14 protein-coding genes, 1 rRNA gene, 2 pseudogenes and 1 riboswitch are annotated in these 17,232 nt (G+C 72.2%); of the genes and pseudogenes, 13 read left to right on the top strand and 4 right to left on the bottom strand.

The window, feature by feature from the left end; all coding sequences use genetic code 11:
• Positions 1–75 (top strand): 5S ribosomal RNA (gene rrf, locus ABZ497_RS34900); the annotation flags it as partial.
• Between the two features lie 232 nt (positions 76–307).
• On the opposite strand, the gene ABZ497_RS34895 is transcribed toward rrf, so the two are convergent.
• A complete protein-coding gene (locus ABZ497_RS34895) occupies positions 308–898 on the bottom strand; it encodes an IS630 family transposase (RefSeq protein WP_359811663.1) in 591 nt (196 codons plus the stop codon).
• Between the two features lie 142 nt (positions 899–1,040).
• A pseudogene (locus ABZ497_RS34890) lies at positions 1,041–1,340 on the bottom strand (helix-turn-helix domain-containing protein); the annotation flags it as partial.
• A gap of 212 nt (positions 1,341–1,552) precedes the next feature.
• Positions 1,553–1,675: riboswitch (cobalamin riboswitch) on the top strand.
• Between the two features lie 23 nt (positions 1,676–1,698).
• Here ABZ497_RS34890 and ABZ497_RS34885 point away from each other — a divergent pair.
• A pseudogene (locus ABZ497_RS34885) lies at positions 1,699–2,244 on the top strand (NAD-binding protein); the annotation flags it as partial.
• Between the two features lie 363 nt (positions 2,245–2,607).
• Here the strand turns inward: ABZ497_RS34885 and ABZ497_RS34880 are convergent.
• Both ABZ497_RS34880 and ABZ497_RS34875 read right to left on the bottom strand, forming a co-directional pair.
• Positions 2,608–3,840 (bottom strand): acyl-CoA dehydrogenase family protein, encoded by a 1,233-nt coding sequence (locus ABZ497_RS34880; protein ID WP_359811660.1) that lies wholly within the window; start codon positions 3,838–3,840, stop codon positions 2,608–2,610.
• A gap of 19 nt (positions 3,841–3,859) precedes the next feature.
• Positions 3,860–5,038, bottom strand: coding sequence for an acyl-CoA dehydrogenase family protein (locus tag ABZ497_RS34875; RefSeq protein ID WP_359811657.1), 1,179 nt, complete (start codon positions 5,036–5,038; stop codon positions 3,860–3,862).
• Between the two features lie 520 nt (positions 5,039–5,558).
• On the opposite strand from ABZ497_RS34875, the gene ABZ497_RS34870 reads away from it, so the two are divergent.
• The 11 genes from ABZ497_RS34870 to ABZ497_RS34820 all read left to right on the top strand — a co-directional run bounded on the left by ABZ497_RS34870 (position 5,559) and on the right by ABZ497_RS34820 (position 17,127).
• On the top strand, positions 5,559–6,719 hold the full coding sequence (locus tag ABZ497_RS34870; RefSeq protein ID WP_359811655.1) for an isopropylmalate synthase: 1,161 nt from the start codon (positions 5,559–5,561) through the stop codon (positions 6,717–6,719).
• Between the two features lie 72 nt (positions 6,720–6,791).
• Positions 6,792–6,977: a lysine biosynthesis protein LysW gene (locus ABZ497_RS34865; RefSeq protein ID WP_329490283.1), complete on the top strand. Its 186-nt coding sequence runs from the start codon at positions 6,792–6,794 to the stop codon at positions 6,975–6,977.
• A gap of 4 nt (positions 6,978–6,981) precedes the next feature.
• Positions 6,982–7,833: a RimK family alpha-L-glutamate ligase gene (locus ABZ497_RS34860; protein ID WP_359811652.1), complete on the top strand. Its 852-nt coding sequence runs from the start codon at positions 6,982–6,984 to the stop codon at positions 7,831–7,833.
• Positions 7,830–8,885 (top strand): N-acetyl-gamma-glutamyl-phosphate reductase, encoded by a 1,056-nt coding sequence (gene argC / locus ABZ497_RS34855; RefSeq protein WP_329490285.1) that lies wholly within the window; start codon positions 7,830–7,832, stop codon positions 8,883–8,885. The genes ABZ497_RS34860 and argC overlap by 4 nt, the downstream gene beginning before the upstream one ends.
• The gene (locus tag ABZ497_RS34850) at positions 8,882–9,685 is read left to right on the top strand and encodes an acetylglutamate kinase (RefSeq protein ID WP_359811649.1); all 804 of its coding nucleotides are present in this window, start codon (positions 8,882–8,884) and stop codon (positions 9,683–9,685) included. The genes argC and ABZ497_RS34850 overlap by 4 nt, the downstream gene beginning before the upstream one ends.
• Before the next feature lie 12 nt (positions 9,686–9,697).
• Positions 9,698–10,261: a gamma-glutamyl-gamma-aminobutyrate hydrolase family protein gene (locus ABZ497_RS34845; RefSeq protein ID WP_329490287.1), complete on the top strand. Its 564-nt coding sequence runs from the start codon at positions 9,698–9,700 to the stop codon at positions 10,259–10,261.
• Positions 10,262–10,367: 106 nt separating this feature from the next.
• On the top strand, positions 10,368–11,483 hold the full coding sequence (locus tag ABZ497_RS34840) for a Glu/Leu/Phe/Val dehydrogenase dimerization domain-containing protein (protein WP_359811646.1): 1,116 nt from the start codon (positions 10,368–10,370) through the stop codon (positions 11,481–11,483).
• Positions 11,480–13,129 (top strand): AMP-binding protein, encoded by a 1,650-nt coding sequence (locus ABZ497_RS34835; RefSeq protein ID WP_329490289.1) that lies wholly within the window; start codon positions 11,480–11,482, stop codon positions 13,127–13,129. Before ABZ497_RS34840 ends, ABZ497_RS34835 begins: the two co-directional genes overlap by 4 nt.
• A gap of 67 nt (positions 13,130–13,196) precedes the next feature.
• Positions 13,197–14,510 carry a pyridoxal phosphate-dependent aminotransferase gene (locus ABZ497_RS34830; RefSeq protein ID WP_359811643.1) on the top strand — a complete coding sequence of 438 codons (1,314 nt, stop codon included), beginning with the start codon at positions 13,197–13,199 and terminating at the stop codon, positions 14,508–14,510.
• Between the two features lie 13 nt (positions 14,511–14,523).
• On the top strand, positions 14,524–15,417 hold the full coding sequence (locus ABZ497_RS34825) for a fumarylacetoacetate (FAA) hydrolase (RefSeq protein ID WP_329490291.1): 894 nt from the start codon (positions 14,524–14,526) through the stop codon (positions 15,415–15,417).
• A 567-nt stretch (positions 15,418–15,984) separates the two neighbouring features.
• Positions 15,985–17,127 carry an MFS transporter gene (locus tag ABZ497_RS34820; RefSeq protein ID WP_359811641.1) on the top strand — a complete coding sequence of 381 codons (1,143 nt, stop codon included), beginning with the start codon at positions 15,985–15,987 and terminating at the stop codon, positions 17,125–17,127.
• Positions 17,128–17,232: the final 105 nt, after the last annotated feature.

Raw genomic sequence — 17,232 nt, 5'->3', positions numbered from 1 at the left:
AACCCGGAAGCTAAGCCTCACAGCGCCGATGGTACTGCAGGGGGGACCCTGTGGGAGAGTAGGACGCCGCCGAACAATCATTCCAAAGAACCCCCTGATCCGTACGGATCAGGGGGTTCTTTGCGTTCCCGGAGAAAGACGCCACCAGCCAGGTGCCGACGCAGTCGGGCCCGCCTGCGACCTCCCCGGGGCTTGGCCACGGAGCGTCACAGCGGTCGGGCCGGCGACCGCCAGGGCATCCGTGAGGGCTGCCCAAGGCGGGCAGGGCGGGCGCGGCGGCACCCTGGACTTACTAGTGCTTCGTTCCTTAAAGCAGGTACACATAACGGTGTCGCAGTTGTCGGGTTGGTGGGGCGGGTCGGCCCCAGATCCAGGGTCGGGCGCGGGCGTTGAGCTGGGCGGTTGCGATTCGGGTGGCCTGGGTGATCTCGTCGGGGTCGGCGAAGGAGTGGCCGGCGAGGGCTGCCTTGCGGAAGATGCGCCACCAGGCTTCCTGGAGGTTGAGCCAGCACGCGCCGACGGGTATGAAGACGTGCTTGATGCGCGGGTGGCTCTCGAGCCAGGCCCGGGTGGAGACGCTGTTGTGGGATGACAGGTTGTCGGTCACCACATAGATGTCGCCTGTGGGGTTGGCGTCCTCGACCAGCTGGAGGAACTGCTGGTAGAAGACGCTGTTGCGGGAGGAGGCGGTCATCGTGATCTGCTGCCCGTCCCGGACGCGAAGGCCCCCGTAGACCCAGGTCTTCTCCGGGCCGCGGGAGTAGTCGATCTCGTTCTTGATGCGGTGCCCGTCCGGTGACCAGCCCGGCGCCGGCGGGAACGTGCGTGGGATCACCGGTCCGAGCTCGTCGGCGCAGACGACCGTCGCACCGTCGGGCGGGCAGGTGTAGAGACCGATGATCCGCGTCCTTTTCCCTCGAAGTCCCGGTCCTTCGACCGGGTCCACGAACGGGTACGGCGCCACGCGCGCCCTCGGCGAGCAGGATCCGGCGGACCTGGGAGCGTTTGACCTCGATCCCCAGTCGCCGGGCCTGCTCGGCCAGCGCGTCCAGCGTCCACTGCGGCGGGCCGGCCTCGTCGGCGGGGGCGAGTTCCCCGTCCGCCTGCCTGGTCGGCCGTCCGGGCGGCACCTGCTTGACCAGGGCGATGATCCGAGACCGCTCGGCCTCGGTCAGCCGCCGGGGCCGGCCGGTGATCGGCCGGTCCTCCATCCCCTCCAGGCCGAGATCGTTGAACCGGTGGAGCCACCAGCGGACCGTCTTCGCGTGGCAGCCCAGCTCTGCGGCGATCGCCGCCACCCGCAGGCCGTTCCAGCTCAGCTCGATGATCCGCGCCCGCATCACCAGATCCGCCGGCGCCTTCCGCGCCCTGGCCAACCTGACGATCGCCCTCTCCTCGTCCGCCCCCACAGCGGCCCGGGCCTGCAACAACCCCGGCACACCCCACCCCCGATCAACCCACCAACTCAACCAACACAGCATCTATACCCATGACTTGAGGAATCAAGCACTAGGGCGCCCGACTAAATGGTCGTGAACAAGGCCCGCAGTGCAGCGAAGCCGGTGTGAATCCGGCACGGTCCCGCCACTGTGACCGGAGAGTGCGTCGTCGCAGTACCAGTCACTGGCACCCAGCCGGGAAGACCGGGCGGCGCGCAGTGATCCGGGAGCAGGCTTGTGATGATCCGTGGCGGAGACGGCCGGTTTCGTCGCGATCGACGCGCCGGTCTCCGGCTGCGTGCCCGGCGCGACCGCCGGGAGCCTCACCTTCATGGTGGGCGCCGCGGCGGCGGACCTCGCCGCCGCCGGACCGGTGCCGGCGGCGATGGGCCAAGGTCGTGCACTGCGGCCCCGCGGGCGCCGGGCAGGCCGCGAAGATCTGCAACAGCGTGATCCTCGGGATCTCGATGATCGCGGTCAGCGAGGCGTTCGTGCTGGGGGAGAGCTCGGGCTCAGCCACCAGGCGCTGTTCGACGTCGCCTCGGCCGCCTCCGGCCAGTGCTGGGCGCTGACCGGCAACTGGCCCGTCTCCGGCCCGGTGCCGGCCGGCCCCGCCAACCATGACGACCGGGCCGGCTTCGCCGCCGCGTTGATGGCCAAGGACTTCGAACTGGCCGCCGGAGCGGTCAAGGCCGCCGGCCTGCCGGTGGAACTCGGCCTGAGGGCAGCGGAGTTGCACGCGGACTTCGCCGCCGCTGAGGGAGCGGGGCTGGACTTCTCGGCCATCATCACGACCCTCCGGGAGGGGGCGAGCAGACCCGTCGGTGAATACCGGCCGACCGGCCGGGGCCGCCTCGCGAATGGCCCCGGCCGGTCGGCCCCGGGAAATGCCCGGGAGTGCCGGGAAGCCGCCCGGCGGGTCGGCCCGGATTCCCGCCACCGGTTCGAGCCACGGATTTCCGTCACGGATTCCCCTCACGGATTCCCGGCACTACGCCGGAGGAACGTACCCGTGGTGTTGCCGGAGATGAATTCGCCGTGACGAATTCCGGTCCGCCGGGAATTCGACCGGCCGGCTGGCCGGCCGGCCGGTCCCGGTATCCGGGGGTTCTTCCGGCCCGGCCTGCGGCGGGCCGGAAGAACCCCCGGGTGGTGCCGGACCGCGGAGCTACGCGGGAACGGCCCCGGCGGGCCGGGTGAGGCCGTCGAAGCCCGCCGGATCGGTACCGAGACCGGCCGGTGCCACCCAGTCGAACGGCCGGTAGACCGCCGGGCCCAGGCCCAGGCTCTCGGCGACCGTCTCCCGCAGCCGGTTGGAGGTGAACCCGCCGATGACGTTCATCTGGGCGTCTCGGTAGAGGCGCTCCACCTCGTGGCCCCGGGTGACGCCGGCCGCGCCGTGGATCTGCACGGCGCGGGCGGCGACCTCGACGGCCATCTCGGTGGCGTAGATCTTGAGCATGGCGATCGCCTCCCGGGCCGACCGGCCGGCGGCGAGCTCGGTCACCGCCCGGCGGGCCAGCACCCGGGCGGCGTCGATCTGGGCCCGGGACTCGGCGAGCTGGGTCTGCACGCCCTCCATGTGCGCCAGGGGCCGCCCGAAGGAGACCCGCTCACCCGCATACCGGACCGAGGCGTCCAGCGCGGACTCGGCGATGGCGATGGCCGAGACGGAGATCAGCAGCCAGCCCCAGGCCATCAGTTCGGCCAGCTCACCGGCCAGTTCGCCGAACGGCACGGGCACCACGTCGGCCTCGGAGACGGTGGCCTCGGTGAAGACGATGCCGCCCCACGGCATGCCGCGCAGGCCCATCCGCGGCGTCTCGTAGCGGCGGACGCCGGGCTGGTTCAGGTCCACGAAGGCGAGGCACCAGTCGTGGCCCTCGTCGCCGGGGGCCTTCTGCCGGCGGGCGAGTGTGACGGCCACGTCCGCGTCCGGCGCATTGGTGATCTTGGCCTTCTCGCCGTTGATGACGAACCCCTCGCCGGGGGCTCCGGCCGGCCGGACCGTGGTGGTGTAGGTCCCGGCGTCGCTGCCCGCGGGCGGTTCCACGATGGCGAAGCAGGCCAGCTTCTCGCCGGAGATCAGCGGCTTCAGCAGCCGGTCGTACTCGCTGGGCCGGCTGTAGCGGGAGATCAGCTTGCCGCACAGCAGGCCGGACACGGTGGCGGTCCAGTAACTGCCCGGGCAGGCGCGGGCGAGCGCCTCCATGGCCGCCAGCTGGGTGAGGCCGTCGGCGCCGCTGCCGCCCGAGGACTCCGGGTGGAACAGCCGCAGGTAGCCGCTGTCGATGATCTCCGTCCAGTTCGGCGAAGGCATCCGGCCCGTCGCGTCGGTCTCGGCGGCCCGGGAGGCGGTGCCCGGGAAGCTGAGGACGGTGCCGTGTGGTGTGTCGGTCATGTCGGTATCGGTCCTCACGTCAGCCGAGCCCGAGCAGGGACGCGGCGATCACCGGGCGCAGCACCTCGGTGCCGCCCCCGGTCTCGGCGAAGAACAGGGCGTCGCGGTGGGCCCGCGCGATCAGGTGGTCGGTGGTCAGCGCGAGCGGGCCGGACAGGCGCGCGGCCCCCTCGGCGACCGTCCGCGCGGCGGCGGCCACGAAGAGCCGCGCGGTGGCGGCGTCCTGGCGGGTGGGCCGGCCGCCTGAGTCGAACTGTCCGGCGGCCCGGTAGAGCAGTCCGGAGGCCAGCTCGCAGCGGGTGGCGAGGTCGGCCAGGGTGAACCGGGCGGACTGGGCGTGCACGAGGGGCCGGCCGAAGACCCGGCGCTCGCCGACGCCGTCGACGGCGTCCCGGACCAGGGCCCGCATGACGCCGAGCCAGGGTGCGCTGGAGAAGACCCAGTCGAGCGAGGCCAGCAGCGGCTCCACCTCGGTCCCGGCGCCGCCGACGCTGCCCAGCACCGCGTCGTCCGGGACGTGGCAGCCGTCCAGGACGAGGCGTCCCCAGGCGCAGGTGCGCATGGCGGCCGGCGCCGACTCGGTGATCAGCAGTCCGGGGGTGGAGCGGTCCAGGACGAAGGCCGTCCGGCCGCCGCCGTCGTGCGTGGCGACGACCAGGAAGTGGTGGGCCACCGGGCCGCCGGCGACGAGGTCCAGCTCGCCCGTGAGCACCCAGCCGCCGAGCCCCGGCGTGCCGGGGCGGGCGGTGACGGTCGGGGCGAGGGCGGCGCCCTGGGTCTGCCGCAGGGACACCGCGCCGATCCAGTCGCCGGAGGCCATCAGGGGCAGGTAGCGCTCGCGCTGGCGGGGGCTGCCGAAGGCGCGCAGCGGCACGGTGGCGAGCACCGCGTGGACGCCGACGGCGAGGGCGAGGCCCGGGTCGCGGGCGCCTTCGCCGAGGCCTTCGAGGAGGGCACAGGTCTGGGTGGCGCTGAGGCCGCCGCCGCCGAGGGCGCGCGGGACCAGCGGTCCGGCGAGGCCGGGGCCGGGCCGGGCGCCGGCCAGTTCGGCGAAGAGGGCCGGGTCCCAGCGGTGGTCGCGGTCCCGCTCGGCCGCGGTCGGCCGCGCGACGCGCTCGGCCAGCTCGCGGGCCGCGGCGGCCGACGACGGATCGCCGGACCCCTGGGGGGCGGGCTTGAGTTCCAGTGGAACAACCATCGGAAGTTCTCTCCTTTCTACGGGCGGTGCTCAGTTCGGTAAGTGGTCGCTTCCCCCGGCACTGCGGGGTGCGTGCGCACGGTTCGACCGGTCCGTTCTCACGTGTCCATGGCTCCGTTCTCGGGTGGAGGGGGGTGCGGCGGTACGGGGCGGCACACCGTCGGGGGCGCTCGAACGACTCGCGGGGCAATGCCGCCGGCCTCCCGCCGCTCGGCGCGGATTTCGCGCGCCTATTCAGCGATACAGGTGCCCTCGGAGGCTGTCCAGGAAATTGTCGGCATGCCGACGAGAAGTCCGCACAGCTCACCGTCCATGACGTTCCATCACAGTCCTTGACAAGCTCCTGACATTGGCAGTGTTGTCCCTTCACAGCGCGATCGACCACCATATTCGTCGAGCGCACTGCGCATCGTCGCTCTTTCGGCCCTGCTCCATTCGTACATGCCGCATCGCGAGAATTCAGGCCGGAGCCGAGGTCAGCGCGAATGGGAACCCGGCTCCGGAAAAGGAGGGAACGCACATGGCACCAGCAGAGCACCTGAAGGAAGACGTGCCCCCGCAGGGGCTGCCCCACCTGTCCGACGCGACCTTGCGGGACTCCGCGCACATGGCCGGCGTCGAGTTCGGCCCCAAGGACGCCGCCCACATCGCCGACCTCCTGGTCCGCACCGGCGTCGAGCTGGTCGAGGTCGGGATGATCTCCGGCCCGTCGACCAAGGACGCCGACCTCATCCTCGCCACCCACGAGTCGGTGGGCCCGGAGCGCTCGCTGAGCCTGGTCGTGGTGCGGGACCGCCAGCAGGTGGTCACGGCGCTGGACGAGGCCAAGCGGCTCGGCGTGCGGTCCGTGATGTTCTCGATCCCGACCTCGGAGCAGCATGCGGCCCTCAAGCTGAGCTCCTCCAGCACCAAGTACCTGATCGCGGTGGCCCGGGCGGCGATCGTCGCGGCCAAGGAGCGCGGCTTCCACGTCACCTTCAGCGGTGAGGACGGTGCCCGCACGCCCAGGGAACGGCTCGTCCCCTACGTCGAGGCGGGCTTCGCGGCCGGCGCCGACCGGTTCCGGCTGGCGGAGACCGTCGCCTACCTGTCGCCGTGGCAGATGGAGCGTCAGATCCGCAGCATCACCGAGATCGACGGCTCCGAGATCGAGATCCACTCGCACAACATGCTGGGCATGGCGGTCGCCAACTCGCTGGCCGCCTACCGCGCTGGGGCGAAGTGGATCTCCGCGACGGCCGGCGGCATCGGGGAGCGCGGCGGCAACGCCCCGCTGGCCGAGCTGCTCACCTCGCTGCGGGTGGTCTACGGCGACACCCGCTTCGACCTGAGCCACCTCACCGAGCTCACCAACGCCGCGCTGCGCGGCGCCCGGCTCGGCGACGCCTTCCAGTCCGGCCCCACGGCCCCGCACGCCTTCGCCTACGAGCTGCCCGGCCAGCTGACCCACCCCGAGGCCTACGAGACGCTGGCCCCGGAGATCGTCGGGAACTCCCGCGAGCTGCGGGTGCGCACCCGGCTGACCACACCGCTGGTCACCTGGGCGCTCGACGAGCTGGCCGAGTCGGTCGACGTCGCCGCCTTCACGTCCTGGCTGACCGTCCGTCAGGAGCGCGACGACCGCGACCTGCTGGACCGCGACGCGATCCGCAAGGCGGCCGTCGAGTTCCAGTCCGTCTGACCGGTCCCACCCCGGTCCGGCTTTCACCACCACCGGATCCACATCCACCAGAGAACGACTACGGAGATGACAATGTCTGCTGGCACGTTGACCGGCCTGTGCCCCGAATGCGAGACCGATCTGACCACCCCGCCGATGGTGCAGGGCGAGACCATCGCCTGCCCCGAGTGCATGCTGACGCTCCGGGTGGAGGACGTCGTGGAGGGCCGGCTCAGCCTCCAGATGGTCGAGGTGCAGCTTCGCGATTGGGGTCAGTAAGCCCATGGAGCGAACTGTCGCCATCGTCGCCGACCGGGTCGGCTGGGAAGAGCGCCGGCTGATCGACGCGGCCGCGGGCCTGGGCCTGAGCGTCGAGTGGGTGAACGACGAGTCGCTCGCCCTGGGTGACCAGGAGTCGGCCTCGCTCGGGGGCTACGCCGCCGTGCTCGTCCGCAGCCGCAGCTACACGCGGGGCGGTCTGATCGCCACCGTCGCGGAGGCGGCCCGGATCCCCACCCTGAACACCGTCTCGGCCATCCAGGCCTGTGAGAACAAGCTGACGCTGCGCGCCCAGCTGCGTGCCGCCGGCGTGCCGGTGCCCGACTTCCGGCTCGTGCTGTCCCGCCGGGACTTCGAGAAGGCCCTGGCCGAACTGCCGCCGCCGGTCGTGCTGAAGCCGGTCTTCGGCGGCATGGGCAAGCGGGTCACCCTGCTGCGGGACGCGGACTCCGCGCACTCGGTCTACGACTACGTCGAGGACCTCGGGCACGGCTTCGAGCAGGCCTCGCTGATCGAGCCCTACCTGGCCGGCGGATCCTCGCTGCGCTGCTTCGTGGTCGGCCGCGAGCTGGTCGCCATCGCCGAGTTCCACAGCGCGGGGACGGACTGGCGCAGCAACGCGGCGCTGGGCAACCGCAACCGCGCCGTCGACCTCGACCCCGAGGTGCAGAAGATCGTCGACGGGGTGCTGGACGTCCTCGGCGAGGGCATCTTCGGCATCGACCTCTTCGCGACGCCCGACGGCTACGTGGTCAACGAGGTCAACCACGCACCGGCCTTCCGGGCGGTCGCCTCGGCCACCGGGGTGGACATCGCCGCGGCCATCGGCCGCTACGTACGGGAGGAGATCGGATGATCCGGGTCGGCATCATCGGGGCCTCCGGGCTCGCCGGCGGTGAACTGATCAGGCTGATCACCCAGCACCCCGAGCTGGAGCTGACCTTCCTCGGCGGCAACGCCAGCGCGGGGCGCCGCCCGGCCGAGCTCCACCCGGGCCTGCGGCTGGACCTCGGGCTGACCATCGAACCGGTCGGCACGGACCTCAGCGGCCGGTGCGACGTCGTCCTGCTCGCCACGCCCGCGACCGCCTCGGCGGAGCTGGCGGCGCGGCTGGCCGACGAGGTGCCCTGTGTCATCGACCTCAGCGGCGCTTTCCGGATCCAGACGCCGGCGCTGCACGACCGGTGGTACCCGGACGTGCACCGTGCCGACGGCCTGGCGGACCGGTTCGTCTACGGCGTCCCGGAGCTGGTCGGCGACCAGCTGCCCGGCGCCGCGCTGATCTCGCTGCCGGGCTGCTTCGCCACCGCGATCACCCTCGGGCTCGCCCCGCTGGTGATCGGCCTCGGCCTCAACCTGAGGACCGTGGTGGTGGACGGCAAGACCGGCTCCAGCGGCGGGGGCTTGTCCCTGCGGACAGCCGACCTGCACCCGCTGCGCAACGGCGCCATCGCGCCGTACGCACCGGCGGGGCACCGGCACGCGGCGGAGGTCAAGGACTTCCTGGAGCGCAGCAAGCCGGGCGGGATCGACTCGCTCAGCATGTCGGCGTACGGGGTGTCGCACGTGCGCGGCCTGATGGCCAGCACCTACGTCTTCACCGACGACGAGGTGGACGCGCGCAGCCTGCACCGCGCGTACCTGCGCTTCTACAAGCAGCGCCCGTTCGTGCGGGTCCGCCGGCACAACGAGACGCTGATCCCGGTGCCGGACCCGCAGGCCGTGCTGGGTTCGAACTTCTGCGACGTGTCCGTCCTGCACGACGAGGAGGCCGGGCGGATCGTCGTCCTGGCGGCGCTGGACAACATGGTCAAGGGCGCGGCGGGCCAGGCGATCCAGGCCCTCAACCTGCGCTTCGGCCTGCCCGAGGAGACCGGGCTGACCCAGCAGCCGGTGATGCCGGCATGACCGGGACGGCAGCCACCGACACCCCGACCGTCGTCAAGCTCGGCGGCAGCACGGTCGACGACCTCGCCGGCACCTGGTGGGACGACCTGGCCCGGTTCGGCCGGGACCGCCCGCTGGTCCTCGTGCACGGCTGGTCCAAGCCGCTGAAGAACCTCAGCCCCCGCTACCACGAGCCCTCGGCGATCCTGCGCGACCGGTACGGCAACCAGAGCCGGTGGACGACGCCCGAGGTCATCGAGGACATCAAGACCGTCAGTGCCGAGCTCGCCGAGGACGTCCTGCGACGCCTGGAGCAGCGCGGCATCACCGCCGAGCGGGTGCTCGGCAGCGACGGCCTGGTGACCGCCGGCGAGGGTGAGCGCTGGTGGTGGAAGGAGAAGCAGCTCGTCGAGCTGGAGAACCTCGTCGGCCCGATCACCGGGGTGGACCCGGTGGTGCTGAAGAACCTCAAGGCCGGCCACGCCTACCTCGTCACCCCGCTCGCGCGGGACGCGGCGGGCCGGGAGGTGAACACCGACGGCGACCGGGCCGCTGCCGCCGTCGCCGGCGGCATCGGGGCCGAACAGCTGGTCCTGGTCACCGATGTCGCGCACCTGCTGATCGACGATCAGCCGGTGCGCCGGATCACGGCGGAGGCCGCGGCCCGGTTCCGGGACAAGGGCGCCACCGGCGGCATGCGCAAGAAGCTGCGCGCCGCGGGGGAGGCCCTGGACCGGGGAGTGGACCGTGTCGTCATCGGCAGCGCACCCGTGACGGACCTGATCGCCGAGCGCACCGGAACCGTCATCACACGAGCGTGAGGAGCAGGGTACGTGGCGAAATCCCGTGTGCTAGTCGTCAACAACGGAACGCTGTCGCTGAAGCAGCTCCGCGGCCGCTTCGAGGAGCTGGGTTCGGAGACGGACGTCGTCCGAGCCGAGGAGGTGCCCGCCGACCTCGGTGGCCGCTACCAGGCGATCGTGCTGAGCGGTACCAAGGTGCGGGCCTATGACAGCGACTTCTACCGGCCGCTGATCGACCTCGTGACCCATGCCGACGTCCCGGTCTTCGGGATCTGCGGCGGCATGCAGATCATCGCCGTCGCGGCCGGCGGCCGGCTCGCCGAGGGGCCGCAGCGGGTGGGCGGCTACGAGGTGCAGGTCGACAAGGAGGAGCCGCTCTTCACCCATGTGAAGCCGACCGTGACGGTGTTCCACCGGCACACCCTCTACCTCCAGGAGGCGCCCGAGGGCTTCCGCTCGATCGGCCGCTCGGAGCACGCCCCGGTGGAGTTCATCCGCTCCGAGGACGGGCGGATCCACGGGGCCCAGGCACATCTGGAGTTCCGCGCCGACGGTCTGGAGATTCTGCGAGGCTTCGCACAGCTCTACCAGTGACGATCCGTCAGCAGGCGCGTACGGCCGAGTCGTCCGCGACGGCCGGCGCGCCTGGCTGACGGACCGTCACATCATGAACCCATCTAGGTACCGAAGGAATGCGCACATGACTGTGGAAGAGACCCAGGCGCCGGCATTCGCCGTTCACCTCAACGGCAGCGGTGGTGCGATCAAGGGCTGGGTGGTCGTCGACTCCCTCGTCGACGGCCTGGCCATGGGCGGCACCCGGATGACCACCGGGGTCACCGAGGAGGAAGTGGCGGGCCTGGCTCGCGACATGACCGACAAGTTCACCCTCGCCGGGCTGCGCATCGGCGGCGCCAAGGCCGGCATCGTCTCCGACGGCACCGACCGCGAGGAGACCTTCCGGACCTTCGGCCGGACGGTGAAGCCGCTGCTGCACGGCGGCATCCACCTCGGCATCGACATGGGCGTCACCCCCGCGGACCGGGCGGTGTTCTTCGCGGAGGCCGGTTACGACCCGCGCTTCCGGCTGGGTGCCCCGGACATGCCGATCGACTGGCGCACCTACTACGAGCCGCTGATCGACTGCACCGGGCACGGTGTGGGGGTGGCCGCGGTCACCGCGCTGGAGGCCAGCGGCCGCACCGGGTCGGCCCGGGTCGTGGTGCAGGGCTTCGGTGCGGTGGGCCGTGCCGTCGCCCGGTTCCTGGAGGACCGCGGCCACACCGTGGTGGGCGTCGCCGACGTCCAGGGCACCATCAGCGCGGACCGGCTGCCGGTGGCCGACCTGGTCGCCATCACCGACGAGTTCGGCCGGATCGACCGCTCCCGCCTGCCGCAGGGCGTCACCCAGTCCGGCGAGCCGGACGCCTGGCTCGACGTCGACGCCGACCTGCTGATCCTGGCGGCGCAGAAGCACGCGATCAACGCCGACAACGCGCACCGGCTGCGCTCGCGCCTGGTGGTGGAGGGCGGCAACCTCGCCTCCAGCACCGAGGGCAAGGCCAAGGTGCTGGCCGCGGGCGCCACCGTCGTCCCCGGCGTGATCGCCAACATCGGGGGCGCCGGCTCGGCGGCCCTCGCTGTCACCCGGGTCGTGCCGTTCCACCTGGAGGCGGAGGCCCGCAAGGCCTGGGTCTTCGACTGGGTCGGCGACCGGGTGCGGCAGAACACCCGCGACCTGCTGGAGATCGCCGCCGCCCGCGCCGGCGACCCGCTGCCCGAGCTGCTCGCCGCCCGCCGCAAGGAGCGCGGATGACCGCCGGCCCGTCCGTCGGCCCGGACCAGGCCCCGCCCCGGGGCAGCGCGGCCGAGTACCTGCGGCGCGGCTGGTGGCGCGAGGAGACCTTCCTCGACGACCTGCGCCGCCAGGCCCGGCTGCGGCCGCGCAAGCTCGCCGTCGCGGCCCGCCGGATCGGCGAGGCGCGCACGGACACCCTGGACTACTCCGAACTGGCCGTGCTGACCGACCGCTTCGCCCTGGCGCTGGTGGAACTCGGCGTCGAGCGTGGCGATTTCGTCGCCGTCCAGCTCCCCAACCGGTGGGAGACGGTGCCGCTGCTGTTCGCCTGCATCCGGGTCGGCGCGGTCATCTGCCCGATCGACCCGGTCTGCCAGGAGGAGGAGCTGCGGCACCGCCTGGAGCTCACCGGCGCCCGGGTCTGCATCACCGTCCCGGAGTGGAACGGCTACCCGCTGGCCGCCCACCTCACCGCGCTGAAGGCCGAACTTCCGCTGGAGCACGTGGTGGTGGTCGGCGGCCGGGACGCCGGGACGCTCTCCTTCGACGAGCACTTCGTCGGCGTCCCGTGGGAGGAGCAGCGCGCGGGCGAGCTGGACGGGCGCGAACTCACGCCCGACGAGCCGTTCGTGGTGCTCTTCACCTCGGGCACCACCGGGGTGTCCAAGGGCGTGCTGCACAGCCAGAACACCATCTACGCGGCCGTCCGGGGCTACGCCGACACCTTCCTGCTCGACGACAGCCTGGTCGCGGCCGTCACCACCCCGCTCGTCCACTACTCCGGCTTCGGCCAGGGCATCCTGACCGGCGTCATGCTCGGCGCCACCGTCGCCTTCCAGGACGTCCGGCGCAACTCCGCCCTGCTCGACCTGGTCGAGCGCTACGGCGCCACGCTGGTCTACGGTCCGCCGTCCACCCTGGCCGACATCGCCAGGTCCCAGCGGGAGGACCCGCGCGACGTCTCCACCCTGCGCCACGCCGTCACCGGCTCCGCGCCGGTGCTCCAGGAGCTGGTGGACGAGGTGCGCGAGACCCTCGGGGCCCGGACCTACTCGGTGTGGGGGATGTCCGAGTTCGGGCCGGTCACCATCACCCGGCTCGACTACAACCCGGACTGGGCGGCCAGCAGCAACGGCGGGCCGATCGACTCCATGGAGCTGCGCGTCGACGACCGCGACGACCCGGGCAAGCGCGCCCCGGTCGGCCGGCTGCGGGTGCGCGGCGCGGCGCAGGCCCTCGGGTACTACAAGCGCGAGGACGTGTTCGCCGCCGAGTTCAACGCCGAGGGCTGGTTCGACACCGGGGACTACGCGCGCGACGACGGCCGCGGCGGCATCCGCATCCTCGGCCGGGCCAAGGACGCCCTGATCCGCGACGACACCGTCGTCCCGATGACGGAACTCGAAGCGATCATCTCCCGGCACCCCGAGGTGACCGAGACCGCGCTGGTCGGGACCACCGGGCGCAGCGACGACCCGATCCTCGCGGTGGTCGTCACCGCCGGCGCGCAGCCGGGGCTGGAGGAGATCCACGCCGTGCTGCGCGAGGCCGGCCAGGACCCGCGCTTCTTCCCGGAGCGCGTGGTGGTCGTCGACGCCCTGCCGAAGACGCTCACCGGCAAGGTCCGCAAGGCCGAGCTGCGCCGCCGCTACGGCGGGCAGTGACCCACGCCGGATCGCCCCGGTCCCGCCCCGCCGACCACCAGCCCCCTCCGATCCCTGGAGCACACCCATGCCCGAGCCCGCGAAGGTGACCCTGTCGGCGACGTTGGCCGCCGACGAGGCCCTCGCCCGCAGACGCGCCGCCGGCGAACAGGTCCTGATCATGGCCAGCGGCGAGATCGGCCTGCCGGTCCACCCCGAGCTGAGGGCCCGGCTGGCGGCCGCCGCCGACCGGTCCACCTACGGCCCGGTGGCCGGCAGCCCGGAGCTGCGGTCGGCGGCGGCCGGCTACTGGCAGCGGCGCGGTCTGGCCGCCGACCCGGAGCTGGTCGTCGCCGGGCCGGGCAGCAAGGCCCTGCTGTTCGCCCTGATCATGGCGGTCGGCGGCGACGTGGTGATCCCCCGGCCCAGCTGGGTCAGCTACGCCGCCCAGGCCGAGCTCGTCGGCGCCCGCGTCCTCAAGGTCCCCGTTCCGGCGGGGGAGGGCGGCGTACCGGACCCGGACCTGCTGCGCGAGACGGTCCTGGCGGCCCGCGCCGCCGGGCACGACCCGCGCTCCGTCGTCGTCACCCTGCCGGACAACCCCACCGGCGCCGTCGCCACGCCCGACACCGTCCGGCGGCTGGGCGAGGCGGCCCGGGAGCTGGACCTCGTCATCATCTCCGACGAGATCTACTGCGACCTGGTCTTCGACCAGGCCACGCCGGCGGTCTCCCCGGCCGCGTTCGCACCCGAGCGCACCGTGGTCACCACCGGGCTGACCAAGAACCTGGCGGTGGGCGGCTGGCGGACGGGCGTCGCCCTGCTGCCCGAGGGCGCCGCCGGGCGCCGGCTCCACGCCCGGCTGATCGCCATCGCCAGCCAGATCTGGTCCAGCCCGCCCGCCCCCGTCCAGGTGGCGGCCGCGTACGCCTTCGGCGAGCCGCCGGAGATCGTGGCGCACGTGGCGGCCTCGCGCCGGCTGCACGGGATCGTCGCCGCGGCGACGGCCGAGCGGTTCACCGCCGCCGGAGCGCTGCTGGCGCCGGTCCGCGCCACCTGCTATCTGTACCCGGACTTCGAGCCGCTGCGCGAGCGGCTCCGCTCCGTCCACGGGGTGCGCACCGGGACGGAGCTGGCCCGGCTGCTCACCGACCGCTACGGCGTCGGCGTGCTGGGCGCCGAGGCCTTCGGGGAGGCCGCCGAGCCGCTGCGGCTTCGCGCGGCCACCAGCCGGTTCTACGGCGAGACGGCGGAGCGGCAGCACGCCGCCCTGGAGGCCGCCGACCCGCTCGGGCTGCCGTGGATCCGGGCCGCCATCGACCGGGTCGACGAGGTCCTGACGGACCTCACCGCCCCGTCCACCACCCGGCCCCTGCCGGGCCGACCGCACCAACGAGCCTAGGAGGACCACCGAGATGTCCGTACTTTTCGAATGCGAATACCAGGGTGAGCGGTACGTGGGCTTCGAGAAGCCCGTACCCGGGCAGGCGCTGACGCTGTACCGGGTGAACGACGGCCGGCTGCAGGCCGAGTTCATCGCCGCCGAGACCGCCGAGGACGTCGTCGCCGCGATCAAGGCCGAGGTCACCCCGATCACCGTCGAGGGCGGCGAGGAGCAGGTGAAGTACCTGCCGCCGCTGCTGCCCGAGGCCAGCGGGAACGCCCTGTTGAGCGGTTTCATGCGGACCCACAAGTCGAAGTTCGAGGGCGAGCCGGGCGAGGACGAGGAGTTCGTCGCGCCGAACTGGTTCTTCAAGGGCTTCGGTTCCTGGCTGCGGCTGCCCGGCGAGACCCTGGTCGTCCCGGAGAAGTCGGTGGCGCTGATCGAGGAACCGGAGCTGGCCCTCGTCTACGTCAACGACGACGCGGGCAACCCGCGGTACGTCGGCTACACCTTCGGCAACGACCTGTGCGACATCGGCCTGCACATCCAGAACCCGGGCTGGAACCCGTACTGCAAGCTGTGCGACACCTCGATCACCCCGTGGCTGTTCCTCGGGGAGCCGCCGGCCTCGGTGACCGGCCGGGTCGTCATCGAGCGGGACGGCGTCCCCGCCTGGGAGGGCCCGTTCGACTGCGGCGAGGACGCCCTGTACTTCAAGATCCAGGACATGGTGGACAACCTGTTCGAGTACCCGGCGCTGCGCCGCCCGGGCCTGGTCAACTACGTCCTGCTCGGCGCCGACAAGGCGAGCTTCCACGACGGTTTCCGGATCGCCCACGGCGACCGCATCACCATCGACTTCAAGAGCCACGGCGTGGTGCTGGACAACGAGGTGACGTTCACTCAGTCCAACTACCCGGCCTAGTCGTTCGGGGCTCGCCGCCGTTGGCCGGTTCCCGCCTATCTGGCCCGATCCGCCTGCCCGGTGGGGCTGTCCGCCCCGCCGGGCAGGCGGGTTCCTGCGGAGCGTCCACCATGTGAGACGGTCTCGCCGCCGCATCGGAAGCCCCGCGGCCACCCCCGCGGCCGACTGTCCGGAGAGTCGTTCCGGGCCCGTGAGCTGCACGTTTGATGGTTCGTCAACTCCGTTCAACGCCACGCCGAGTGCCGTCCACCGGGCTCGCCGCACCCGCTACTTCCGCCGGAACATAAATAAGTCCATCATCTCTGCGGGAAACGGGATGACCGGGCGGTCGGCGGTTGTTGCGGCTGGCAGCGCGCTGCGTGGGGGCCGGGGGGCTTTGGCGTGCGACGAACCGGCACGCGACGAACCGCTCTCCGCCCGCAGTCGGCTCACCCCGTACCGCAGCAGCGTCCTGAATCCGCATTCGTATGAGAGTTCGAGGTATCAAGCATGGCAACCTCCCAGACCGGGCTGTCGGCAAGCTCCCCTCCGGACACACCCTCCGCGGAGGAGAGCCGGAAGCTCCCGATGTCCCCCCTGCTGGCCCTGGCCACGGCCGCCTTCGTGATGGTGCTGACCGAGGCGCTGCCCGCCGGCGTGCTGCCCGAGATGGCGCGCGACCTCTCGGTCAGCGAGTCCGCGGCGGGGCAGGCGCTGACGATCTACGCGATCGCCACCGGCGTCTCGGCCATCCCGCTCGCCGCCGCCACGGCCGGCTGGCGCCGCAAGCAGCTGGTCCTGGTGGCGGTGGTGGCCTTCATCCTCGCCAACACGGTCACCGCCATCTCGTCGAGCTACGTCCTGACCATGGGGTTCCGTCTCGTCGCCGGTGTGGCCGCGGCCGCCGTCTGGGGTGAACTCGTGGTGTACGCGCGCCGGCTGGCGCCGCCGCACCTGGTCGGCCGGGCCATCGCGATCACCATGATCGGCATCCCGCTCGCCCTGTCGCTGGGCATCCCGGCGGGCACCTTCCTCGGCAAGGTCTTCGGCTGGCGCCTGACCTTCGGTCTGATCACCGCCGTCACCGTGCTGCTGCTGCTCTGGATCATCGCGTCCGTACCCGACCACCCGGGGCAGAAGGCCGAGCACCGCGAGCCGATCCTCCAGGCCCTGCGCCTGCCCGGGGTGTCGATCATCCTGGTCGTGGTGGCCGCGTACGTGCTCGCCCACAACACCTTCTACACGTACATCGCCTCGTTCCTCGACGAGAACAAACTGGGGGACAACCGCGACACCGTCCTCCTGGTCTTCGGCCTCGCCTCGATGCTGAGCATCTGGATCACCGGCACGCTGATCGACCGCTACCTGCGCGAACTGACCATCGCCAGCTGCGTCCTGTTCACCGTGGCGGCGGTCTTCCTCGCGCTGACGCCGGGCAGCCCGGTGGCCGTCTACGGGGCGATGGTGCTGTGGGGCCTCGGCTGGGGCGGCCTGGCCACCCTGCTGCAGACCGCCGTCACCAACACGGGCGGCAGCCGCGGCCAGGCCCTGCTGGTCACGGTCTGGAACTCGTTCATGGCCGGTGGCGGCGTGGCCGGCGGGGTGCTGCTCTCGGCGGCCGGCCCGGGCTCGTTCCCGTGGACCGTGCTGGTGCTGGTGATCCCGCTGATCGCCCTCGTGTTCGCCGCCCGTACGCACGCCTTCCCCGCGAAGCGCGCGGAAGCGGTCTGATCCTCCCGGCAGATGGCAGTGGCTCCCGCCCGAGGGCGGGAGCCGCCACAAGAGGTAGAGGGGGGGGTGGGGGGAGAGGGTGAGAGGGAGAGGTTGTAAGAAGGT

The organism is Kitasatospora sp. NPDC005751 (genome assembly GCF_040630835.1).
GTDB lineage: Bacteria > Actinomycetota > Actinomycetes > Streptomycetales > Streptomycetaceae > Kitasatospora.
This window is presented reverse-complemented; position numbering and strand designations above follow the sequence as displayed.